Genomic DNA, 20158 nt, shown 5'->3' with positions numbered 1-20158 from the left:
GAGTGAGAATAGCGGGTGAACCCGCCGAGTACCTAAGCCTGACGGTCGCATCACAGTTCAGGCAGCAGGGTGACGACCAGCGGCAACAGATCGGAAGTGATGGTGAACAGGCCCGTGACGCAGTACGACCGGCCCCCGGGGCAGCCGCGGCGCAACCGGGGCGGCAGGCGCGCCAAGAAGGTGTTCATCATCCTCGGAATCCTGGTGCTCGTGCTGGTGGGGGCCGATTTCGGGCTCGCGGCCATCGCCGAGCACACGGTGTCGCAGAAGGCGCGGGAGCAGCTCAAGCTGAGCGACGACCCGTCGGTCACCATTCACGGCTTCCCGTTCAGCACGCAGGCGATCGGCGGTGACTACAGCCACATTTCGATCCAGGCCTCCGGCGTGAAGTTCGAGAACAAACTTCGTGACGTCGCGATCAGCGCGGAGTTGCGCGACGTGACCGCGCCGCTGTCGGATCTGATCAACGGCAACACCAACGCGATCAAGATCGGCACGCTCGAAGGCCAGATCAAGATCAAGGGCAGCGACATCGCCAGGATCGAGCCGCTGACCCAGATCAAGGACTTCCGGATCGAGTCCGCCAGCGAGCAGATGGTGAAGTCCGGCGAAGAGGCGAAACCGGACGAGACCACCACCACGACCCCGGACAAGTCGACGAACCAGTCGTCGGCGGGCGTGAAGATCTCCGGGAACCTGAATTTCGGCGGCAACCACTTCGAACTCACCTGCTACGCGATGATCGAAATCGACGGCACCAAGATCCACATCACCCCGGAGCGCGTGGAACTGGGGAATGACTCGGTGCCCAACGTCGTTGGAAAGGCCGTGTCCAAGCTGCTCGTCGGCAGCCTGAAGACGACGATCGACACCGGTACCCTGCCGTTCCAGGTGAAACCGACCTCGGTGAAGGTCGAAGACGGCGGCGTGACGCTGAACGGCGAAGCGAAGGGTGTCACCTTCGCGGGCGTGAAGGGCACCGGCGAAACCACGGGAAGGTGATGGCACGTGGCCGGGCTGTGGGTGGTGCTGGGCGTGCTCGCCGTCGCTTCCGCCGCGGGCTTGCTCCTGCGGCGGCGCGAAGGGCGGGTCAAAGTGCTCGATGCTGCACCTGATCTCCCGGCCGCGGTCACCGAGGTGCTCGACCCCGAGCGCGTCACCCTGCTCCAGATCTCGACCACGTTCTGCGCCCCGTGCCGCCACGCGCGCGCCGTGCTGTCCACGCTCGCCGACGGCACCGACGGCCTGCGCCACGTCGACTTCGACGTCACCCAGCGCCCCGAAGTGGCCCAGCAGCTCGGCGTGCTCCGCACTCCGACCACGCTCGCGCTCGGCCCCGGTGGCCACGAGCTGCTGCGCGTCGGCGGCGTCCCGAAGGCGGACTCCCTGCTCGACGCGTTGCGCCCGCATCTCCCGAATGCCGGGATGCGTCCCGGAGAGTGAGAGAGGTTCCCACTCTGAGGGACCCCGGGTACCCTGACCCCTGTGTACGGGCTGCCCCTTGATCGTCCGACGCGGTGCTATCTGACCCAGCGCCGCGCGGTCGACCTGTGCCGTGTGCGCAGCAGCCTCTGTCCGGCCTGACCCGGGTCGAGCACGGCCCGAACCGCCGGGAGCACCTGGCGCGCCCTTCTCAGCGCCCTTCTCCTCCTCGCCCCTTCGGGAGTTGACATGTCAGCAGGACCAGCCGTGGACCCCCGCGGCCCGCGTTTCGCGGCCATCCTCACCACGATCGTGCTCGCGGTCGTGCTCGTCACCGGGTGGTGGCCGCTGCTCGCCGCGCAGACGGTGGTGTTCGCGATCGGCGCGTTCATCGGGTTGAAGCCCGCCCCGTACTCCCTGCTCTACCGGTACCTGGTCGCACCGAGGCTTTCTCCGCCGACCGAGCGGGAGGACGCGGCGCCGCTGCGGTTCGCCCAGGCCGTCGGGTTCGTGTTCGCGCTCGTCGGCACCATCGGCTACGCGACGGACGTCACCGCGCTCGGCGTGGTGGCGACGGCGTTCGCGTTGTTCGCGGCGTTCCTCAACGCGGCGTTCAACTTCTGCCTCGGGTGCGAGATGTACCTCCTGATCCGCCGGTTCACGCCGAGCGGCCAGCCGTCCTGACGGAAGAACCCCTTTCCCGAACAAAGAAAGCGAGTACCGCCTCCATGAGCCGTGAAGACGTCCTGGTGACCACCCAGTGGGCTGAGGACAACCTGGACACCCCCGGTGTCGTGTTCGCCGAGGTCGACGAGGACACCACCGCCTACGACGGCGGCCACATCCGCGGCGCGGTGAAACTCGACTGGCGCACCGACCTGCAGGACCCGGTCCGCCGCGACTTCGTCGACAAGGCGTCGTTCGAGAAGCTGTTGTCCGAGAAGGGCATCTCGAACGGCGACCGCGTGATCCTCTACGGCGGCAACAACAACTGGTTCGCGGCCTACGCGTACTGGTACTTCAAGCTGTACGGCCACGAGAACATCCAGCTGCTCGACGGCGGCCGCAAGAAGTGGGAGCTCGACGGCCGCGAGCTGAACACCGACGAGGTCAAGCGCGAGGCGACCGACTACAAGGCCAAGGAGCCGGACACCTCGATCCGCGCCTTCCGCGACGAGGTCGTGCAGGCCATCGGCGCGAAGAACTTCGTCGACGTCCGGTCGCCCGACGAGTTCTCCGGCAAGCTGCTCGCGCCCGCGCACCTTCCGCAGGAGCAGTCCCAGGTGCCCGGCCACATCCCCGGCGCGCTGAACGTGCCGTGGGCGAAGGTCGCCAACGAGGACGGCACGTTCAAGACCGAGGACGAAATCAAGGAGCTCTACGCCGAAGCGGGGCTGGACGAGGCCAAGCCGACCATCGCCTACTGCCGCATCGGCGAGCGCTCGTCGATCGCGTGGTTCGCGCTGCACGAGCTGCTCGGCCAGGCCGATGTGAAGAACTACGACGGATCGTGGACCGAATACGGCTCGCTGGTCGGCGTGCCGGTGGAACTGGGAGCGAAGTGATGGCGGCGAACGACGGGTGCGGCGCACCGGTGCAGACGGCGACCGATGTGCACGAGGACACCAGGGGACAGGTCGTGCTGGCCGGGAAGGTGACCGGCTCGGACGGCCCGCTCGGCGGCGCGTTCGTGCGGCTGCTGGACTCCGGTGGCGATTTCACCGGCGAGGTCGTCACCTCGCCCGAGGGCGACTTCCGCTTCTACGCGGCGCCGGGCACCTGGACGGTGCGCGCGCTGCACCGCACCGGCAACGGTGAGGCTTCGGTCAACGCGGACGGGCCCGGCGTGCACCAGCTCGCCGTCGCGGTCGCGTAAGCGGTTTTTCCCGCACTGGAGGCCATCCACGGTCCGTGGATGGCCTCCAGTGCTTTTCACAGCCCGGTTTCTCCGGTCAGGCGTCGGCGAGGCGGGCGAGCAGGGTCCTGGTCACCTCAGGGCTCAGGGCGCGATCACGCAGCCGCTCGAGCACCTTCCGGTAGAGCGCCACCTGGCTCGGTTCGTCGACGAAGATGCCACCGCTCATGCTCTCGGCGTAGATCGCCGACGGCTGCGCGGTGTATTCGTACAGGCTGAAGGAATCCATCACCGCGAACGAGCGGACCGCGCGCGGCACCACCCGCACCACGCACTCGCCGTGCGCGGCGGCGAGGAACAGGTGCATGCTCTGCTCCTGCATCACGCGGCTGTCGCCGACCATGTTGCGCAGGGCCCGTTCGTGCACGAAGAACTCCGCGTACGGCCGCTCGCTCTTGTGCAGCAGTTCCTGGCGGGAGAGCCGGTAGGCGATCCGGACCTCCTGCTGTTCCGGCGTGAAGAGGCTGCAGCGGAACAGTTCCCGCGCGTAGGCCGCCGACTGCAGAAGACCCGGTATCACCAGCGGCTCGTAGCTCGATATCGAGCGCGCCGTGGTTTCCGCCGCGACGACGGATCGCGGTTTGGCTGGGCTTCCGGGGACGCCGGCCCGCAGCCAGAAACCCGTATCGGGCTCCGCGGCGAGCGTCCCGGCTCTTTCCCCGGTCGTGGATTCGTACCGTGTTGTTCCGGTCATGCGTGGCACGCTAAACCTCCGAGCGCGTCCGGCGGCAGTATTTCGGAACCGTTTCACCGCAAGGAACGAGCGGCGGTGCGCACGTGCACCGGCGTTTTCAGTTGGCATTCGCCGCACGCTCGTACGAACCTGCCAGGTCAAGCAGCCACGCGCGCGACTCGTCCCGATTCAGCGCCGCGTTCTCGAGCCGTGAGAAATATCCTCGATACCGCACTATGTCGGCAGGACGTTCCAGGAACACCCCGGCCGAACTCCCTTCCGCGTAGGCGACCGTCGGGCACTCGTCGAAGTCCATCAACCGGAAACCGCCGCCCAGCGCGCGGAACGGGCCGCCGGAGTTGGGCACCACCCGCACCGGGCAAAGCCCTTCGGACGACGCGAGCACCAGGAACAGGATCTGCTCGTACATGGTCCTCGCGTCGCCGAGCTTCATGCGCAAGGCGCTTTCCTGCACGAAGAACGTCCGCGACGGGCCACCGCGCGCGTACAGCATCTCCTGGCGCTCCATGCTCGCGAGCACCCGCATTTCCCGTTGGGACGGCGGCAACCGCGCGCTCCAGTCGACCAGCGCCCGCACGTAGTCCTCGGTCTGCAAGGAAGCCGGGATGACCAGCGGGTCGTAGGCGGTGACCTCGCGCGCCGCGTTCTCCTGCACGGTCAGGGAGCGGAGTCGGACCGGCAGCTCCGAGTCGTGCGGGCAGGCGCGGTAGCCGGTGTCCGGTTCCTTCGCCATCGCGCGCAACCGTTCGTACTCCTCGGGAATCAGCGGCCCGCAGCTCGCCAGCCATGCCGCGACCTCGGCCTCGGTGATCGGCCTCCTTCCGTTCTCGATGAAGGAGAGCTTGCCATGGGGCCACGACAGTTTCTGGCTCAGCGCGCGCCCGGTCAGGTTCGCGCGCTGCCGGGCGAGTTTCAGCGCGTGCCCGAGCTCTCTCGCCCGCACGGAGGAGTCCTGCTGTCCGGTGTCCTTCATACGGCACAACCTAGAGCGAGCGACCCGTCCGGGGAGAGCGCGGCACAACCGTTTCACCGGAACGGGAGCCCTGGTTCTTTTCTGCACCACCTGCGAAAGAGCACGACAGATCTCTCGCGCTCTTTCGCCACTGTAGAGCCTTTCGATCTAGGCGTCTCGTGAAGCGCTTCTCGCGGAAACTAAGCTCTTATGAACGGCGTGAGTGGTGCGAACTCGTACCGCCGCACGCCCATTCGGCCGAATACCTTCCGTACCGGAACTGTCGGACCCCGGCGGTACGGTTCTTCCATTCGATCCGAAGGAGCAAGAAATGGCCACGAACTGGACGTTGACGGTGGACTGCGCGGAGCCGGGGAAGCTGGCGCGGTTCTGGGCGCTCGCGCTCGGCTACATCGAACGACCGCCGCCGGAAGGGTTCGCGAACTGGGAAGCCTGGTTCGCGCACCACGACGTGCCGGAGGCCGAGCGGGACGACGGCGCCTTCCTGTCCGATCCGGACGGCGTCGCGCCCTCGATCTCGTTCCTGAAGGTGCCCGAAGGGAAGGCGGCGAAGAACCGCGTGCACATCGATGTGCAGGCGGGCGGCGGGCGGGGAGTCCCGTGGGAGGTCAGGTGGCCGCGAGCGGAACGCGCGGCCGAACGGCTCGTCGCGGCGGGCGCGACGATCGTGCGGCGGTACGAAGCGCGGGGAAGGCCGGACCACTACTGGATGGCCGACCCGGAGGGGAACGAGTTCTGCCTGCTGTGAACGGGCGCTACCCGGCGAGATCAGCCTCGGCGCCGCCGCGCAGCGCGCGGTCGGTGTAGTCGCGCATCCGCGGGCACTGGACGATCGGCTCGTCGCTGGGGCACCGCAGGAAGTGCTCCAGAAACCCCTGCGCCGCGGCGAGACGCTCCTGCTGCGCCCTGACCTCCTCGAGCCGCGACTTCATCGCGGCCCGCCAGTCACCGCGCGACCGGCCGTCCACGATCACCGCGATCTCGTCGAGGCTCATCATCCCGGTGTCCTGCAACAACTTCACCGCGGCGAGGCGGTGCATCTCCTCGTCGCCGTACCAGCGCACGCCCGCTTTGCGCTCGGCGGGCGGGACGAGCCCGCGCTCGTCCCAGTACCGCAGCGCCGACACCGCCACCCCGACCTTCGCGGCCGCTTCCCCGATCTGCCACATGCCACCAGTTGACCTCAAGCCGACTTGAGACCGCAACCTGTGCTGGTGACCCAAATGAAAACCGTTACGGAGAAGCGGCGCGAGGTCGCGCTGCTGACCACCCTCTTCCTCGGCACGTTCATGGCGTTGCTCGACGTCAGCATCGTGACCATCGCGCTGCCGAGCATGCAGCGGTCGTTCGGCGCGCCCCTGTCCCAGCTGCAGTGGATCGTCGACGGCTACGTGCTCGCGCTCGCCGCGAGCATGCTCACCGGGGGCGCGCTCGCGGACCGCCACGGCCGCAAGCGCGTGTTCCTGCTCGGGCTCGTCGTGTTCACCCTGGCGTCGGCGGCCTGCGCGTTCGCGGGGAACGCGGGCTGGCTGATCGCCGCGCGCGTGGTGCAGGGCGCCGCCGGGTCCGTGATCACGCCCGGCGCGATGGCGCTGCTCGCGCTCGCCTACCCGGAACCGGCCCGCCGGGCTCGGGTGTTCGGGCTTTGGAGCACCGTCGCGTCGCTCGCGTTCATCGCCGGGCCGCTCGTCGGTGGCCCGCTCACCGAGTACTTCGGCTGGCAGAGCGTGTTCCTGATCAACCTGCCGCTCGGCGCGGTCGCGGTCGCGCTCGGCAGGCGCGCGCTGACCGAGTCCGCCGACCCGGAGCACGCCTCGGTCGATCCCGCCGGCCAGGTACTGGCGATCTGCTGGATCGGCGCGCTCAGCTTCGGCTGCATCGAAGCGGGCCACCTCGGCTGGACGGCTCCGGCGGTGCTGATCGCGCTGACCGCCGCGGTCGTGGCGCTCGGTGCCTTCGTCGTGGTCGAGCTGCGGAAGCCGCGGCCGATGCTGCCGATCCGGCTGTTCGCCCGCCCCGAGTTCGGCATGGTCAACCTCAGCTCGTTCGCGGTCGGCTTCGGCACGTTCGGCAGCTTCTTCCTGCTCTCGCTCTACCTCCAGTCCGCCCGCGGCGCGGGCCCGACCGAGGCCGGGCTCCAGTTCCTGCCGTACGTGCTGGCCAGCAGCATCTCGGCGAACGTCACCGGCAGGGTGGTCGCCAAGTACGGGCCCCGCGTGCCGATGCTCACCGGCTGCGCGGCGCTCGCCGCCACCCTGCTGGCGCTCACCGCGCTGAACCCCGGCACGCCGTACTTCGTGGTGGCGATCCTGTTCGCCGTGCTCGGGGGCGCGCTGATGCTCGCGGGCCTGCCGATCAACACGATGGCGATGCACGTGGTGCCGAAGGAGCGCAGCGGCATGGCCTCGGCCACGGTCAACGCCACGCGCCAGACCGGGACCGCGCTCGGCGTCGCGCTGCTGGGCTCGCTGGTGGCCGCCGCGCCCGACTTCACCACCGGCCTGCACCGGGGCCTGGTCGTGGCCGGTGCGGTGACCGCGGTGGTGACGGCCCTCACCGCAGCGACCCTGCGGAAGGCCAGGTGAGCGGTACCGGACTATCCTCGGGCCCGTGGAGATCCTGTTTACGACCCTGCTGGTGCTCGCGGGCATCGCCGTGGTCTGGTTCGCGGTCTACGTCGTCTACCGGCTGTACTCCGACCAGCGCTGAGCGAACCGATGACGACGAGCGGCGACGAAGCCATCCAGGCCGCGGAGCGACGTGCCGAGAGCACGCGCGAAAAGAACCTGCCTCCGTACGGCGTCCTACCTGACCTGCCGATCCCGGCGGACACCGCGAACCTTCGCGAAGGCCCGAACCTGCACGACGCGTGCCTCGCGCTGCTCCCGCTCGTCGGGGTGTGGCGCGGCGAGGGCGAGATCAACTACCCCACGATCGACGGCCCGCGGAAGTTCGCGCAGCAGCTCACCATCGCGCACGACGGCAGGCCGTTCCTCTACCACGAGGCACGGTCGTGGCTGCTCGACGACGAGGGCAACGTCGTCCGGCCCGCCGCGCGCGAGACCGGGTTCTGGCGGCCGCAGGAGGACGACACGATCGAGCTGCTGCTGGCCCATTCCAGCGGCATCATCGAGCTGTTCTACGGCAAGCCGCAGAGCCAGACCTCGTGGGAGCTGGGCACGGACGCGGTGGTCCGCACCGCGACCGCGAAGGACGTGACGGGCGCGCAGCGCCTCTACGGCCTCGTCAACGGCGACCTCGGCTACGTCGAGGAGCGCGCGATGGTCGGCGAGCCGATGCAGCCGCACGCGTCGGCGCTGCTGCGTCGCGTCGTGGGCTGAGCCCCTTGCGCTGGCGGCGCTGCGGTGAGCACGGCGTGCTCGTCGAGTGCGCCTCGCTCACCGAGGCGATGGCGGTCCGCGCGACGATCGCGGCGGCCGAAACCCCCGGGATCACCGAAATCGTCCCCGGTGCGCGCAGCGTGCTGGTCGTGGCGGAACCGGGCGCGCTGGACCCGGTGCGGCGGCTCGTGGAAAGCGCCGATCTCCAGCACCCGCCCGAGGGCGCGCCGCGCGAAATCGTGCTCGACGCGCGCTACGACGGCGAAGACCTCGAACTCGTCGCCCGCACCGCCGGTATCGGCACGGACGAAGTGGTGCGGCTGCACACCGAAGCCGAATACACCGTCGCGTTCACCGGTTTCGCGCCCGGTTTCGGGTACCTCACGGGCCTTCCCGAGCCGCTGCGGCAGCCGAGGCTGGAGACCCCGCGGACCAGGGTGCCGCCGGGTTCGCTCGGGGTCGCGGGCGAGTTCACCGGCGTGTACCCGCGCTCGTCGCCCGGGGGTTGGCGGCTGATCGGCAACGTCGACGCGCCCTTGTTCGATCCGAAGGCCGAGCGGCCCGCGCTGCTGGCGCCCGGTGACCGGGTGCGGTTCCGGAGCGTGTCGTGAGGGCCGTCGAAATCCTCGCCACCGGGCCGTCCGCGCTCGTGCAGGACCTGGGCAGGCCGGGCAACGCCCACCTCGGCGTGCCCCCGTCCGGCGCGCTCGACGCGCCCGCGCTGCGGCTGGCGAACCGGCTGGCCGGCAACCCGGAAGGCGCGGCCGGGATCGAAGCGGTGCTGGGCGGGCTGCGGCTGCGCGCACTGGGATCGTGCACTGTCGCGGTCACCGGCCCCCCGGTCGCGGTCACCGCGGCCGGGCGCGCGCGGGGCAGCCACGTGCCCGTCCACCTCGCCGAGGGCGACGTGCTGGAACTGGGCACGCCCGCGACCGGTTTGCGGTGCTACGTGGCGCTTTCCGGCGGGATCCGCGGCGAGCCGGAGCTGGGCAGCCTGGCCACCGACGTGCTGTCCGGGATCGGCCAGCCGCCGCTTTCCGCGGGCGAAACGCTGCGGCTCGGCGACCCCGGCGGCATCCCCGTCGGCGAAGACGCGCTGCCCCCGGGAGCCGCACCGTCCACTTTGGACGTCGAAGTGCTGCTGGGTCCCCGTGACGACTGGTTCGGCGAACCCGCGTCGCAACTCGCGCGCGCCTGGACCGTCACCCCCGAGTCGAACCGCGTCGGCGTCCGCCTCGACGGCCCGCCGCTGCGCCGCGCGGCGGACTTCGCCGACGTCGAGTTGCCGAGCGAAGGGCTCGTCACCGGCGCGGTGCAGGTGCCGCCGGACGGCCTGCCGGTGGTGTTCCTCGCCGATCACCCGACCACCGGCGGCTACCCGGTGATCGGCGTGGTGCGTGCGGCGGCGCTCCCCGCACTCGCGCAGGCGAGACCCGGCACCTCGGTGCGGTTCCGCCCGCTGGGCAAAGACTGACCGATCACGACATCCCGAGCGCCGATACGCCCGAAGGATGCCCCTCAGAGGTCCGAGCGATGCCCCGAAAGTGACGTTCGGGGCGCTGGATTCCCCGAAAGCCACTTTCGGGGCACGCGAACGCCCGCTGCGGGCGACGTTCCCGCGCCCGAAAATGTCGGTGCTTCGCGGTAACGTTGAAATCAGGGGCTCCCCTAGGCGAACGAAAGGTTGAGTTCGTACGGCCGGGGAAGCGGGCCGGGTCAGGCGTATTCGGCTTCGTAGGCCGCGGCCAGCTCCGCGTGCACCGCCGACGAGTCCGGCAGCGTGGTCCCGTCCAGCGTGTGCAGCCTGGTCACCTTCCGCACCGACGACGCCAGGAACACCCCGTCGGCCGCCAGCAGGTCCGGCACCCGCAGCGATTCGACCTTCACCGACCAGCCCGCCTTTTCGGCGCCGCGGAACAGGCCCGCCTGCGTGGTGCCGGGCAGGATGCCGATGTTCGCTGGCGGCGTGTACAAGGTCCGGTCCTTCGCGACGACGACCGTCGACGTGGGGCCTTCCAGCACCGAGCCGTCACTGGCGGTGAACACGACGTCACCGGCGCCGCGGCGGGCCGCTTCGCGGATGGCCGCCATGTTGATGCCGTACGACAACGACTTCGCGCCGAGCAACAGCCACGGCGCGCGCTCGGCGAGCCCGGGGTCGATACCGCGGTCGAGGGTGATCGCGGCGACGCCCTCGGCGCGCGCCTTGATCACCTTCGGGTCGATCTCCATGCCGAGCGCGAACCCGGTCGGCTTCGCCTCCGGATCGCCTTCGACACCCCTGGTGTAGACGAGCTTGAGCGCGATCTCGTCCCCGCCGCCCCAGTTGCCGATCACCAGGGCCGCCGCGCGTTCGAACGCCGCCCTGTCCGGCTCCGGCAGGTCCATCTTCGCCGCGGACCTGGCCAGCCGGTCGAGGTGCGGGCCGAGCTCACGGGGCTTGCCATCCGCGACGAGGATCGTCTCGAAAATGCCATCACCCCGCAGCAGGCCCAAATCGTCGACGCGGATGTGAGCCGCGTCGGGGTCGGCGAGGGTTCCGTCGAGGAAAACGAGCACGCGCATGCGAAAAGGGTACCGTCGGCACCATGTCCTACCAGTCGCCCTTGCTCGAAGCACACGGATCGATCGCGCCGCCGGACGGTCACGCCGAACCAGGTGTGCCGTGGCACTGGGGTGACCCGTTCGCCGAGCAGCGGACCGCGACGCGCACCGTCGCCGTGGTCGACCGCTCGCACCGCGAGGTGCTGACGGTCACCGGCGACGACCGGCTTTCCTGGCTGCACCTGGTGATTTCGCAGCACATGACGGAACTTCCCGACGGGATGGGCACCGAGGCGCTGGTACTCGACAGCCAGGGCCGCATCGACACCCACATGGTGCTGGCGCACCTCGACGGCACGGTGTGGCTCGACACCGACCCCGGCCCGGTGGCCACCAGCGCGCTGCCGAGGGGCGGCGAAAAGCAGACTCTGCTCGACTACTTCGAAGCCATGAAGTTCTGGTCCAAAGTGGACATCGCGCGCGCCGATCACGCGGTGCTGACCGTGCTGGGCCCCGATGCCGACGAGCTGCTCGCGAAACTGGACATCCACGTCGGCACCGAGCCGTACGCGGTCGCCGCGATCCCCGGCGGGATCGCGCGGCGCATGCCGTGGCCGGGACGGTCCAGTGTGGACTTGCTCGTGCCGAGGGCGGAGCTGGCGGACTGGTGGCGGCGGATCACCGACGCGGGCGCGCGCCCCGCGGGCACCTGGGCCTTCGACGCGCTGCGCGTGGAATCGCTCCGGCCGCGGCTCGGCGTCGACACCGACGAGCGCGCGATCCCGCACGAGGTCAACTGGATCGGCTCCGCCGCGCACGTGGCGAAGGGCTGCTACCGCGGCCAGGAAACCGTGGCGAAGGTGCACAACGTGGGCCGCCCGCCCCGGCAGATGGTGCTCCTGCACCTCGACGGGTCACCCGAGATCGCACCGGAGACCGGCGAACCGGTGCGGCTCGGCGAGCGCGTGGTCGGCCGCGTCGGCAGCGTGGCGCAGCACCACGAACTCGGTCCGGTGGCGCTCGCGCTGGTCAAACGGTCCGTCCCGGTGGATGCCGAACTGCTCGTCGGCGAGGAGGACCACGTGGTCCAGGCCGCCATCGACCCGGACTCGATGCCGGGCGAGCACGTCGCCCCCGGCCGCGAGGCCGCCCAGCGGCTGCGCGGCTGACGCTGGCGTGCGAGGACGACATAGGTAAGGATGTGCGCGTGATCGAAGTCCGGCCCGGTGGGCGCCGACGTATCGACCGCGTGCTCGACGGGGGATACGTGCGCCAGCTCGGCGAGTTGACGCTGACCGTGCTGCGCGAGCGTCGAGACGAAGCGGCGCAGGAGGAAACCGACCTTTCCTACCTGCGCAGACTCCTGCACGCCAGAATCGACATCGTGCGCGCCGAGCAGCAGCGCCGCAGCTCGGGCGGCGAAAGCATCGTCGACCAGCTGGCCAGCATCCTGTCCGACGCCGCGCTCGGCAGCTCTGGCCGCCACCAGCAGCTCGAACCGTCGCGCGCGGGTGAGCACCGCCGCCAGGCCGAAGCGCTCGTCGGCAACTCGGACCTCACCGACGTCGGCGCGCTGACCGACGACAAGCTCGCCGAGGCACTGCGCACCTACACCGACGAAGAGATCTCGGTGTCGACGCGAAGGCGCGAGGTGCAGGCCGTGGTCGACACGATCAACGCGGAGATCGCCGCGCGGTATGCCGAGGGGAAGGCCTCGGTGGACGAACTGCTGGACACCGAGCGGGGGCGGAAGGGCCCGGAGTGAGCAACCCGGTGCTCGTGGAGGTCGTCCGCTCCGGCTTCGTCGAAAGCGTGCACCGCGGCGCGCTCGTGGTCCTCGCCCCGGACGGCCGCCCTGTCCTGTCCGCGGGCGACGTGACCAGCCCGATCTACCCGCGCTCGTCGAGCAAACCGCTGCAGGCGCTGGCAATGCTGCGGCACGGCCTCGGCCTCGACGGTGAGGACCTGGCGCTGGCGTGCGCGTCCCACAGCGGCGAGCCGCGCCACGTGCGCGGCGTGCTGGACCTGCTCGACCGGTTCGGGCTGGGGGAAGGCGATTTGCGCTGTCCCGAAGCCGTTCCGATGGTGGGCGGGACCAAGGCCCGCCGAGCGGCGATGAACTGCTCCGGCAAACACGCCGCGATGCTCGTGACCTGCGTCGAAGCGGGCTGGGACCGGCCGGGGTATTCCGACCCGGAGCACCCGCTGCAACGGGCTGTCGCGACGACGATCGAGGAGCTGACCGGCGAGCGGATCGCGGATCCCGGCGTCGACGGCTGCGGCGCGCCGCTGTTCCCCTACTCGCTGACCGGGCTCGCGCGGGCCTTCGGACGGCTGGTGACCGGGGCCGCTGGCGCACCGGGCACCCGGATCGCCGACGCGATGCGCGCGCACCCGTGGCTGGTCGCGGGCACCGGCAGGGAGGACACCGCGCTCATGCGCGGTGTCGACGGGCTGCTCGCGAAAGGAGGCGCCGAGGGCGTGCACGCGGTCGCACTCGCCGACGGCACCTCGATCGCGCTCAAGATCGACGACGGGAACCCGCGCGCCAGGATGCCGGTGCTCGTCGCCGCGCTCCGGCGGCTCGGCGCCCTCTCGGCGGACGCCGCGTCCGGGCTGCCCGGCCTCGACCCGGTCCTCGGCGGCGGCGAACCCGTCGGCGAACTCCGCGCTCGCCTCGGGTGATCGGTCAGTTGTGGTGTTCCTGGCTCGCCAGGCCGGCCCAGTACTCGCGGAGCTTGCTGAACAGGCCGCCGAGCCGTTCCACGTTGCCGGTCCGCAGCGCGTCGAGGATGCCGTGCACGTCCTCCGCCGAGTGGTCCGAGCTGAGCGTCTCGTCGTCGAGGAGCTGCACGAGCCCGCCGTAGTCGAGTTCGATCACGGCGTCGTCGTCGAAGTTGTCCAGCCACTGGCCGGTCTCGGCGAGGATCCGCGCCGGGCCGGACTCGCCGAGGGTGTTCTCCACCAGGTCCTGCGCCTCGGCGACCCGGATGACCGCGTCCGACATGGCGACCCGCCACGACAGCTCGCGCGCCGGATCCTGCCTGCCCTTGCCCAGCACCAGCTTGCGCTCCTCGGGTTCGACGATCGCGAACCACGGCAGCGGCACCGTCCAGGTCGTCGACAGCACGTGGACGGCGGGCCGGAGCAGCTCGCCGAGTGCCGAGGTGGTGCGGCTACGCACCGTCTCGGCGGTCACGCCTCCCGCCGAGAGGATCGACGCGCGCAGCGTCGGATGAGCGTCGCCGAGGAAGTTCACGAGCGCGGCGGCCGACCTCGCGCGCAGCTCCAGCGGGCACACGTACGGCTCGCTCGCCGCGCCGCCGCTGGGCACGTCGGCGGGGTCGAGGACCAGGACGTCGGTACGGGTGCTCGGCGCGGCCTTGCCGTCGGCCAGCTCGGCGGGGAGCAGGCGCACCGGTGCCGCGGTTTGTGATTTGAGCCACATCCGCTGCTCGCGCTCGCCAACGGTTCCCCTGGTCAGCTTGGCGGCCTTGACCGCGTCGAGCAGCGGCCTGCCGGGAGGTTCGCCGAAGGCCGACAGCGGTTCGTAGACCCGCAAGTACGCCACGAAGGGACGGAGCACCCCTGAATCGTGGCACGGAGACCTGGCCGGAACACCACCGACCGGCGCAACGACCGTCACGGACCGTCGCGACGCGGTCCGGTGCCGCGCTCGATCCGGCGTCCCGAGAGGACTGTCACGACCGGCACACGGTGCCACGTCGCACGGGACCCCTGCGACACGGTACGGTGTGCACAGGAAATAGTTGTCGAGACGATGCGGGGCCGCCGTTTCCCCCGGCCGCCCCGCCCCTGTGCGAGGGGGTCGAGCCATGGGGCGCGGCCGGGCTAAGGCCAAGCAGACGAAGGTGGCGCGAGAGCTCAAGTACAGCACTCACGACACCGATTTCGATGCTTTGCAGCGCGAGCTGTCCAGTAGTTCCTCTGACGACAGGCACGAGGACGACAAGCGGTACGACGAGGACCCGTACGACGGGTACGACGAATACCGCCGTTGAGGCGAGTTCACACGAGGGTGGGACCAGGGCACCACGCCCGGACCCACCCTCGTGTCTCGCCCTGTCCTTCTTCGCCATGACCAGACAAGGGAGCCAGCGATGCCGGGTATCGAACAGGTGGGCGTGGTCGGTGCCGGGCTGATGGGCTCCGGCATCGCCGAGGTGCACGCCAAGGCCGGACTGGACGTCGCGGTCACCGAGGTGAGCCAGCCCGCGCTCGACGCCGGGCGCGCGCGCATCGAGAAGTCGCTGCAACGCGGCGTGAAGAACGGCAAGCTCAGCGAGGCCGACGCGGACGCCGCGCTCGGCAGGCTCACCTTCACCACCGATCTCGAGGCCTTCGCCGACCGCGATCTCGTCGTCGAGGCGATCCTCGAACAGGAGCAGGCGAAGCTCGACGTGTTCGCCAAGCTCGACAAGATCGTCACCAGCGAGGACGCGATCTTCGCGTCCAACACCTCGTCGATCCCGATCATGAAGCTCGGGATGGCCACCGGGCGCCCGGCGCACGTGGTGGGCATCCACTTCTTCAACCCGGTGCCCGTGCTGCCGCTCGTCGAGCTGGTGCCGTCGCTGCTGACCGGCGAGGAAACCATCGCCCGCGCCGAGGCGCACGCCACCGAGACGCTGCGCAAGACCGTGATCCGCTCGCAGGACCGCGCCGGGTTCATCGTGAACTCGCTGCTGATCCCGTACCTGCTGTCCGCGATCCGGATGATCGAGTCCGGGTTCGCCTCGGCCGAGGACATCGACCGCGGCATGGAACTGGGCACCGCGCACCCGATGGGCCCGCTGCGCCTGGCCGACCTGATCGGCCTCGACACCGTCAAGGCCATCGCCGAATCGATGTACACCGAGTTCAAGGAACCGCTGTACTCGCCGCCCCCGCTGCTGCTGCGCATGGTCGACGCGGGCCTGCTCGGCAAGAAGTCCAGCCGCGGCTTCTACTCGTACTGAATATCGCGCGGCAAAATTTGCGCTGCCAGGGCGCGGCACCCGAGGTGACCCGCCGGTTGGTCGCGGGGTGCGCCCTGCCATCGCAAATTTAGAGGGCCCAGGGGCCCTGCGCGCGACTGCACGCTCCCGGCGCGCGGGGCGCACCGGATCGCAGTGGTGGTCAGGTTGGCAATGGCCGGGCCTCCGGCCCGGACCTCGCGGCACTCGGACGGTAGGCAGGCGGGCGGGTCTGGGGTAGGTGGCGGGCGACGTTTAGCCCGCGAACTGCAGGTGGGCGGGTGGGGTTGTCGCGTTCGGGTGAGGCAAGATGCGCGCCATGGATGAGCCGTTGAGGGTCGGGTTGGTCGGTGCTGGGCCGTGGGCGATTTCGACGCACGCGCCCGGGCTGGCCGATCACCCCGGTACGACGCTGACGACGGTCTGGGCTCGCCGCGAGGAGGCCGCGCGGCCCCTGTCCGAGCAGTACGGCGCGAGCGTGTCGACGAGTTTCGACGAGCTGCTGGACCAGGTCGACGCGGTGGCGTTCGCGGTGCCGCCCGCGGTGCAGGCCGAGCTGGGCGTGCTCGCGGCGGAACGGGGCAAGCACCTGATCCTGGAGAAGCCGATCGCGCCGGACCTCGCCACGGCGACGCGGCTCGCCGACGCGGTCGAGGGCGCCGGAGTGGCGGCGCTCGTGCTGCTCACGCTCCGCTACACGATGGCCGCGCAGGAATGGCTGTCCGGGCTCGCCGCGGCGGGCGGCTGGCGGGGCGGGGCGGCGCGCTGGCTGTCCGGCGCCCTGCTCGGCGACGGCTACCGGGACTCCTCCTGGCGCCACCACGACGGCGCGCTCGCCGACGTCGGGCCGCACGCGCTGGACTTCCTCGATGCCGCGCTCGGCCCGATCGACCGCGTTCTGGCCGCTAACCGCACTCCGGAAGACCTCTGGCACCTGATGCTCCAGCACGACGGCGGCGCGGTCAGCACGGCGACGCTCTCGCTCAAGCTCCCCGTGCAGCCGACCGTCGTCGAGGTGGCGGTGTACGGGGAACACGGGTATCGGACGCTCGGCCGCAAACCGGGCTCGCGCGAGGAGTCCTACACGACGCTGCTCGACGACTTCGCCGCGATGATCGCGAGCGGCACCACCGAGCACCCGTGCGACGTGCACCGCGGCGTGCACCTTCAGCGCCTCCTGGACGAAGCCCGCGCACTCGCCGCCTGAGCCCGTCGCAGCAGCGGCCACGCGAGCAGGATCGCGATCAGCGCGTACACCCCGATCGCGAGCGGCGAGTTCACCAGCCCGGTGAGCGAGCCGTCCGAGAGCTGCAGCGCGCGCCGCATCTGCTGTTCGGCGGCCGGGCCGAGGATGACGCCGATGATCGCGGGCAGCACCGGCAGCCCGTACCGCCGCATCGCGAACCCGATCACCCCGATCACGAACAGCAGCACCAGGTCGAGCACGTTCCCGCCGACCGCGTAGGCGCCGACGCTCGCGAAGAACAGGATTCCCGCGTACAGGTACGGCCGCGGGATCCGCAGCAGCTTCGCCCACACCGGCGCCATCGGCAGGTTGATCACCAGCAGCAGCACGGTGCCGACGAACAGGCTCGCGATGAGCCCCCACACCAGCCCCGACTCGCGCTCGAACAGCAGCGGGCCCGGCTGGATGCCGTACTGCTGGAACGCGGCGAGCATGACCGCGGCAACCGCCGTGGTCGGCAGTCCGAGCGTCAGCATCGACACGAGCGTGCCGGCAGCCGACGCGCTGGCCGTCGACTCGGGACCGGCGACACCCTCGATGGCGCCGGAGCCGAACTCGTCGCGATGCCGCGAGAGCCGCTTTTCGGTGACGTAGGACAGAAAAGTGGGGATCTCGGCGCCGCCCGCGGGGATCGCGCCGAACGGGAACCCGATGAGCGGCCCGCGCAGCCACGGCTTCCAGGTCCGCCGCAGGTCCGCTTTGGACAGCCACGGCCGTCCGACCGGGATCGGCTCGGCCTGCTTGTGCCGCAGGTGCGCGGCCACCCACAGCGACTCGCCGACCGCGAACAGCCCGACCGCGACAATCACCACGTCGATGCCGTCGGACAGGTGCAGCGAGCCGAACGTCAGCCGCGCCTGCCCGGTCATCTCGTCGAGCCCGATCAACCCGATGGTCAGGCCGATCAGCAACGAGGCGAACCCCCGCACGCGGGACTTCCCGACCACCGAGGTCACCGCGACGAACGCGAGCACCATGATCGCGAAGTAGTCCGGCGCGCCGATGTCCACCGCGAGCGAGGCGACCGTCGGCGCGAGCAGCACGAGCGCGGTGGTGCCGATGAGCCCGCCGACGAAGTGCCCGATCGCGGCCGCGGCCAGCGCCTGCGCGCCCTTTCCCTTGCGCGCCATGGGGTTTCCCTCGATGGCGGTGACCACGGCCGCGGATTCGCCCGGCGTGTTCAGCAGGATCGACGTGGTGGAGCCGCCGAACATGCCGCCGTAGTAGATCCCGGCGAACATGATGAACGCGGCCGTCGGGTCGAGCCCGTAGGTCACCGGCAGCAGCAGCGCGACGGCCATCGCGGGCCCGATGCCCGGCAGCACGCCGATCGCGGTGCCCAGCAGCACGCCGACCGCGGCGAAGAGCAGGTTCGCCGGGGTGAGCGCGGTGCCGAACCCGTTCAGCAGCAACGAGATCGAGTCCATCAGAACGCTCCCATCAGCGGGCCGCCCGGCAACGAGACGCCGAGAAGCTGGTCGAAGGCGAACCAGGTGACGAGCGAGATCCCGGCCGACAGCAGCGGATCGCGCACGAAGTGCCTGCTGCCCAAGGCATACGAAGCGCCCCAGAACAGCAACGCCGACGAGATCGGGAACCCGACGAGGTCGATGAGCGCGGCGTTGGCGAGGAAGGCGCCTGCCAGCATGAGCACCGTCCGCCAGTCCGCTGGCGCGTCGAGATCGACGTCCTCGCCGCCTTCCGCCTCGCCCTTGCCGCCCCGCAGGACGTCGCGCGCGAGCAGCACCGAGATCAGCACGAGCAGCGTGCCGACGACCACCGGCACCGCCTTCGGCCCGACCGGCCCGCGCTGGGCGAAGTCGGTCGGGATGCGGAGCGCGTCGGTCAGCACGAGCACGCCGAGCGCCAGCAGGAAAGCGCAGATCCCGAGTTCGGAATGCGCGCGAAACCACGACTTCGGTTTGTCCACAGTAGACTCGGTCATGCCAGCCCCAGCTCCTTCAGCACCGACGCGACGCGGTCGCTTTCCGCGTCGAGGAACGCGCCGAACTCGTCCCCGACGGCGAACGCGTCGGCCCATCCGTTGCGCCGCATGGCTTCCTGCCACTGCGGCGAGGCGTGCAGCTTGCCGAACATCGCGACCAGCCGGTCCCGGTCGGCCCCGCGGATTCCCGGTGGCGCGACGATCCCGCGCCAGTTCGTGAAGTCGACGTCCACACCGGACTCCTTGAGCGTCGGCGCGTCGATACCGGGCACCCGCTCGGCCCCGGTCACCGCGAGCGCGCGCAGCTCACCCGCTTCGATCTGGTCCCTGGTCTCGCCGATACCGGAGACCCCGAACCCGACCTTGCCGCCGAGCACCGAGGCCATCAGCTCGCCGCCGCCGTCGAAGGGGATGTAGCTGACCGACTTCGGCGCGATCCCGGCCGCCTTCGCCATCAGCATCGGCGCGAGGTGGTCGGGACCGCCCGGCGCCGAACCGCCGCCGACCGCGACCCCGCCGGGATTCGCCTTCCACGCGGCGAGCAACTGGCCGATGGTGCGGTACGGGGAATCCTTGCCCACCACCACGATGTCGGATTCCTCGGTCAGCTTCGCGATCGGCGTGGTGTCCCGCAACGACGACGGCGCGTGGTTCGTGTACACCGCGCCCACCACGCCGAGTCCCATCGACATGACGAGCTTGCCGTTGCCGCGTTCGTTGACGAGCCTGCCGAGGCCGACGGTGCCGCCAGCACCGGGCAGGTTGAACACCTCCGTGGTGCCGTTCAGCCCCGCGTCCTCGATGGCCTTCGCGGCGGTGCGCGCCGTGATGTCGTAGCCGCCGCCGGGCGAATTCGGCACCATCACGCGGAGGCCGCGGATCCGGTCGCCGCCGTCGTCGCCACCGGACGAGACGAGCGGCGGGACGAACAGCACCAGCAGCAGCGCGCCGAGCACCGCGAACCAGTGTTTCGGGTTTCGCATCGAGCCACCTCACTGTGACCTGGGGATGCCGGGATCCTGAAGCGGATCGCGGCGGATGTCTCGCTTGTGCGCGTTTCGGTACTTGTGGTCATTGTGGTCACCGGGGACGAAGGGGGCGA

The 20158-nt window shown here is 70.4% G+C and carries 24 protein-coding genes; 16 read left to right on the top strand and 8 right to left on the bottom strand.

Annotated elements, in window-relative coordinates:
- Positions 1 to 99 precede the first annotated feature (99 nt).
- The 5 genes from HUW46_RS21845 (at position 100) to HUW46_RS21825 (ending at position 3298) form a co-directional block, all read left to right on the top strand.
- Positions 100 to 1002, top strand: coding sequence for an LmeA family phospholipid-binding protein (locus tag HUW46_RS21845; RefSeq protein ID WP_215549038.1), 903 nt, complete (start codon positions 100 to 102; stop codon positions 1000 to 1002).
- Between the two features lie 6 nt (positions 1003 to 1008).
- Positions 1009 to 1443 (top strand): TlpA family protein disulfide reductase, encoded by a 435-nt coding sequence (locus tag HUW46_RS21840; protein WP_215549037.1) that lies wholly within the window; start codon positions 1009 to 1011, stop codon positions 1441 to 1443.
- A gap of 228 nt (positions 1444 to 1671) precedes the next feature.
- Positions 1672 to 2106: a DUF4395 domain-containing protein gene (locus HUW46_RS21835; RefSeq protein ID WP_215549036.1), complete on the top strand. Its 435-nt coding sequence runs from the start codon at positions 1672 to 1674 to the stop codon at positions 2104 to 2106.
- Positions 2107 to 2150: 44 nt separating this feature from the next.
- Positions 2151 to 2987 carry a sulfurtransferase gene (locus HUW46_RS21830; protein ID WP_215549035.1) on the top strand — a complete coding sequence of 279 codons (837 nt, stop codon included), beginning with the start codon at positions 2151 to 2153 and terminating at the stop codon, positions 2985 to 2987.
- The gene (locus HUW46_RS21825; RefSeq protein ID WP_215549034.1) at positions 2987 to 3298 is read left to right on the top strand and encodes a DUF1416 domain-containing protein; all 312 of its coding nucleotides are present in this window, start codon (positions 2987 to 2989) and stop codon (positions 3296 to 3298) included. Before HUW46_RS21830 ends, HUW46_RS21825 begins: the two co-directional genes overlap by 1 nt.
- A gap of 76 nt (positions 3299 to 3374) precedes the next feature.
- On the opposite strand, the gene HUW46_RS21820 is transcribed toward HUW46_RS21825, so the two are convergent.
- Together HUW46_RS21820 and HUW46_RS21815 are read right to left on the bottom strand one after the other, a co-directional pair.
- On the bottom strand, positions 3375 to 4031 hold the full coding sequence (locus HUW46_RS21820) for a DUF5753 domain-containing protein (RefSeq protein WP_215549033.1): 657 nt from the start codon (positions 4029 to 4031) through the stop codon (positions 3375 to 3377).
- Positions 4032 to 4128: 97 nt separating this feature from the next.
- The gene (locus HUW46_RS21815) at positions 4129 to 5004 is read right to left on the bottom strand and encodes a helix-turn-helix domain-containing protein (RefSeq protein ID WP_215549032.1); all 876 of its coding nucleotides are present in this window, start codon (positions 5002 to 5004) and stop codon (positions 4129 to 4131) included.
- Between the two features lie 310 nt (positions 5005 to 5314).
- On the opposite strand from HUW46_RS21815, the gene HUW46_RS21810 reads away from it, so the two are divergent.
- Positions 5315 to 5752: a VOC family protein gene (locus tag HUW46_RS21810; RefSeq protein WP_215549031.1), complete on the top strand. Its 438-nt coding sequence runs from the start codon at positions 5315 to 5317 to the stop codon at positions 5750 to 5752.
- A 7-nt stretch (positions 5753 to 5759) separates the two neighbouring features.
- Here HUW46_RS21810 and HUW46_RS21805 read toward each other — a convergent pair whose 3' ends face one another.
- Positions 5760 to 6173, bottom strand: a complete 414-nt coding sequence (locus HUW46_RS21805) for a MerR family transcriptional regulator (protein ID WP_215549030.1) — start codon at positions 6171 to 6173, stop codon at positions 5760 to 5762.
- Positions 6174 to 6227: 54 nt separating this feature from the next.
- On the opposite strand from HUW46_RS21805, the gene HUW46_RS21800 reads away from it, so the two are divergent.
- The 4 genes from HUW46_RS21800 (at position 6228) to HUW46_RS21785 (ending at position 9819) form a co-directional block, all read left to right on the top strand.
- Positions 6228 to 7589, top strand: coding sequence for a DHA2 family efflux MFS transporter permease subunit (locus tag HUW46_RS21800; RefSeq protein WP_215549029.1), 1362 nt, complete (start codon positions 6228 to 6230; stop codon positions 7587 to 7589).
- A gap of 132 nt (positions 7590 to 7721) precedes the next feature.
- Complete coding sequence (locus HUW46_RS21795; RefSeq protein ID WP_215549028.1) at positions 7722 to 8345, top strand: FABP family protein; 624 nt, start codon at positions 7722 to 7724, stop codon at positions 8343 to 8345.
- Positions 8346 to 8350: 5 nt separating this feature from the next.
- On the top strand, positions 8351 to 8956 hold the full coding sequence (locus HUW46_RS21790) for a 5-oxoprolinase subunit B family protein (protein ID WP_215549027.1): 606 nt from the start codon (positions 8351 to 8353) through the stop codon (positions 8954 to 8956).
- Positions 8953 to 9819: a biotin-dependent carboxyltransferase family protein gene (locus HUW46_RS21785; protein WP_215549026.1), complete on the top strand. Its 867-nt coding sequence runs from the start codon at positions 8953 to 8955 to the stop codon at positions 9817 to 9819. The genes HUW46_RS21790 and HUW46_RS21785 overlap by 4 nt, the downstream gene beginning before the upstream one ends.
- Positions 9820 to 10061: 242 nt before the next feature.
- Here the strand turns inward: HUW46_RS21785 and HUW46_RS21780 are convergent, their stop codons facing one another.
- The gene (locus HUW46_RS21780) at positions 10062 to 10910 is read right to left on the bottom strand and encodes an aminodeoxychorismate lyase (RefSeq protein ID WP_215549025.1); all 849 of its coding nucleotides are present in this window, start codon (positions 10908 to 10910) and stop codon (positions 10062 to 10064) included.
- A 23-nt stretch (positions 10911 to 10933) separates the two neighbouring features.
- Here HUW46_RS21780 and ygfZ point away from each other — a divergent pair, with 23 nt between their 5' ends.
- From ygfZ to HUW46_RS21765, 3 genes are read left to right on the top strand one after another with little or no spacing between them, the layout of a single operon-like run.
- Positions 10934 to 12058, top strand: coding sequence for a CAF17-like 4Fe-4S cluster assembly/insertion protein YgfZ (gene ygfZ / locus HUW46_RS21775; protein WP_215549024.1), 1125 nt, complete (start codon positions 10934 to 10936; stop codon positions 12056 to 12058).
- Between the two features lie 38 nt (positions 12059 to 12096).
- Positions 12097 to 12654: an RsiG family protein gene (locus HUW46_RS21770; RefSeq protein WP_215549023.1), complete on the top strand. Its 558-nt coding sequence runs from the start codon at positions 12097 to 12099 to the stop codon at positions 12652 to 12654.
- Positions 12651 to 13574 carry an asparaginase gene (locus HUW46_RS21765; RefSeq protein WP_215549022.1) on the top strand — a complete coding sequence of 308 codons (924 nt, stop codon included), beginning with the start codon at positions 12651 to 12653 and terminating at the stop codon, positions 13572 to 13574. Before HUW46_RS21770 ends, HUW46_RS21765 begins: the two co-directional genes overlap by 4 nt.
- A gap of 4 nt (positions 13575 to 13578) precedes the next feature.
- On the opposite strand, the gene HUW46_RS21760 is transcribed toward HUW46_RS21765, so the two are convergent.
- The gene (locus HUW46_RS21760; RefSeq protein ID WP_215549021.1) at positions 13579 to 14475 is read right to left on the bottom strand and encodes a hypothetical protein; all 897 of its coding nucleotides are present in this window, start codon (positions 14473 to 14475) and stop codon (positions 13579 to 13581) included.
- Between the two features lie 250 nt (positions 14476 to 14725).
- Between HUW46_RS21760 and HUW46_RS21755 the strand changes: the two genes are divergently transcribed.
- The 3 genes from HUW46_RS21755 (at position 14726) to HUW46_RS21745 (ending at position 17072) form a co-directional block, all read left to right on the top strand.
- Complete coding sequence (locus tag HUW46_RS21755; protein ID WP_215549020.1) at positions 14726 to 14911, top strand: DUF3073 domain-containing protein; 186 nt, start codon at positions 14726 to 14728, stop codon at positions 14909 to 14911.
- A 99-nt stretch (positions 14912 to 15010) separates the two neighbouring features.
- Positions 15011 to 15868, top strand: a complete 858-nt coding sequence (locus tag HUW46_RS21750) for a 3-hydroxybutyryl-CoA dehydrogenase (protein WP_215549019.1) — start codon at positions 15011 to 15013, stop codon at positions 15866 to 15868.
- Positions 15869 to 16184: 316 nt separating this feature from the next.
- Positions 16185 to 17072 (top strand): Gfo/Idh/MocA family protein, encoded by an 888-nt coding sequence (locus HUW46_RS21745; RefSeq protein ID WP_215549018.1) that lies wholly within the window; start codon positions 16185 to 16187, stop codon positions 17070 to 17072.
- Here HUW46_RS21745 and HUW46_RS21740 read toward each other — a convergent pair.
- From HUW46_RS21740 to HUW46_RS21730, 3 genes are read right to left on the bottom strand one after another with little or no spacing between them, the layout of a single operon-like run.
- On the bottom strand, positions 17033 to 18538 hold the full coding sequence (locus HUW46_RS21740) for a tripartite tricarboxylate transporter permease (protein WP_215549017.1): 1506 nt from the start codon (positions 18536 to 18538) through the stop codon (positions 17033 to 17035). The two genes, HUW46_RS21745 and HUW46_RS21740, sit on opposite strands and share 40 nt — an antisense overlap.
- Positions 18538 to 19056 carry a tripartite tricarboxylate transporter TctB family protein gene (locus HUW46_RS21735; protein WP_215549016.1) on the bottom strand — a complete coding sequence of 173 codons (519 nt, stop codon included), beginning with the start codon at positions 19054 to 19056 and terminating at the stop codon, positions 18538 to 18540. The genes HUW46_RS21740 and HUW46_RS21735 overlap by 1 nt, the downstream gene beginning before the upstream one ends.
- Complete coding sequence (locus HUW46_RS21730; RefSeq protein WP_215549015.1) at positions 19053 to 20039, bottom strand: Bug family tripartite tricarboxylate transporter substrate binding protein; 987 nt, start codon at positions 20037 to 20039, stop codon at positions 19053 to 19055. Before HUW46_RS21730 ends, HUW46_RS21735 begins: the two co-directional genes overlap by 4 nt.
- Between the last annotated feature and the right edge of the window lie 119 nt (positions 20040 to 20158).

Source organism: Amycolatopsis sp. CA-230715 (assembly GCF_018736145.1).
In the GTDB taxonomy this organism is placed as follows: Bacteria; Actinomycetota; Actinomycetes; order Mycobacteriales; family Pseudonocardiaceae; genus Amycolatopsis.
This window is presented reverse-complemented; position numbering and strand designations above follow the sequence as displayed.

Bases quoted from the DNA above. Each gene is read 5' to 3' on its own strand.
- HUW46_RS21740 (WP_215549017.1), bottom strand. From the start codon at position 18,538: ATGGACTCGATCTCGTTGCTGCTGAACGGGTTCGGCACCGCGCTCACC.
- HUW46_RS21755 (WP_215549020.1), top strand. From the start codon at position 14,726: ATGGGGCGCGGCCGGGCTAAGGCCAAGCAGACGAAGGTGGCGCGAGAG.
- HUW46_RS21730 (WP_215549015.1), bottom strand. From the start codon at position 20,039: ATGCGAAACCCGAAACACTGGTTCGCGGTGCTCGGCGCGCTGCTGCTG.
- HUW46_RS21810 (WP_215549031.1), top strand. From the start codon at position 5,315: ATGGCCACGAACTGGACGTTGACGGTGGACTGCGCGGAGCCGGGGAAG.
- HUW46_RS21815 (WP_215549032.1), bottom strand. From the start codon at position 5,004: ATGAAGGACACCGGACAGCAGGACTCCTCCGTGCGGGCGAGAGAGCTC.
- HUW46_RS21830 (WP_215549035.1), top strand. From the start codon at position 2,151: ATGAGCCGTGAAGACGTCCTGGTGACCACCCAGTGGGCTGAGGACAAC.
- HUW46_RS21805 (WP_215549030.1), bottom strand. From the start codon at position 6,173: ATGTGGCAGATCGGGGAAGCGGCCGCGAAGGTCGGGGTGGCGGTGTCG.
- HUW46_RS21745 (WP_215549018.1), top strand. From the start codon at position 16,185: ATGGATGAGCCGTTGAGGGTCGGGTTGGTCGGTGCTGGGCCGTGGGCG.
- HUW46_RS21820 (WP_215549033.1), bottom strand. From the start codon at position 4,031: ATGACCGGAACAACACGGTACGAATCCACGACCGGGGAAAGAGCCGGG.
- HUW46_RS21780 (WP_215549025.1), bottom strand. From the start codon at position 10,910: ATGCGCGTGCTCGTTTTCCTCGACGGAACCCTCGCCGACCCCGACGCG.
- ygfZ (WP_215549024.1), top strand. From the start codon at position 10,934: ATGTCCTACCAGTCGCCCTTGCTCGAAGCACACGGATCGATCGCGCCG.
- HUW46_RS21750 (WP_215549019.1), top strand. From the start codon at position 15,011: ATGCCGGGTATCGAACAGGTGGGCGTGGTCGGTGCCGGGCTGATGGGC.
- HUW46_RS21735 (WP_215549016.1), bottom strand. From the start codon at position 19,056: ATGACCGAGTCTACTGTGGACAAACCGAAGTCGTGGTTTCGCGCGCAT.
- HUW46_RS21845 (WP_215549038.1), top strand. From the start codon at position 100: ATGGTGAACAGGCCCGTGACGCAGTACGACCGGCCCCCGGGGCAGCCG.
- HUW46_RS21825 (WP_215549034.1), top strand. From the start codon at position 2,987: ATGGCGGCGAACGACGGGTGCGGCGCACCGGTGCAGACGGCGACCGAT.
- HUW46_RS21835 (WP_215549036.1), top strand. From the start codon at position 1,672: ATGTCAGCAGGACCAGCCGTGGACCCCCGCGGCCCGCGTTTCGCGGCC.
- HUW46_RS21795 (WP_215549028.1), top strand. From the start codon at position 7,722: ATGACGACGAGCGGCGACGAAGCCATCCAGGCCGCGGAGCGACGTGCC.
- HUW46_RS21800 (WP_215549029.1), top strand. From the start codon at position 6,228: ATGAAAACCGTTACGGAGAAGCGGCGCGAGGTCGCGCTGCTGACCACC.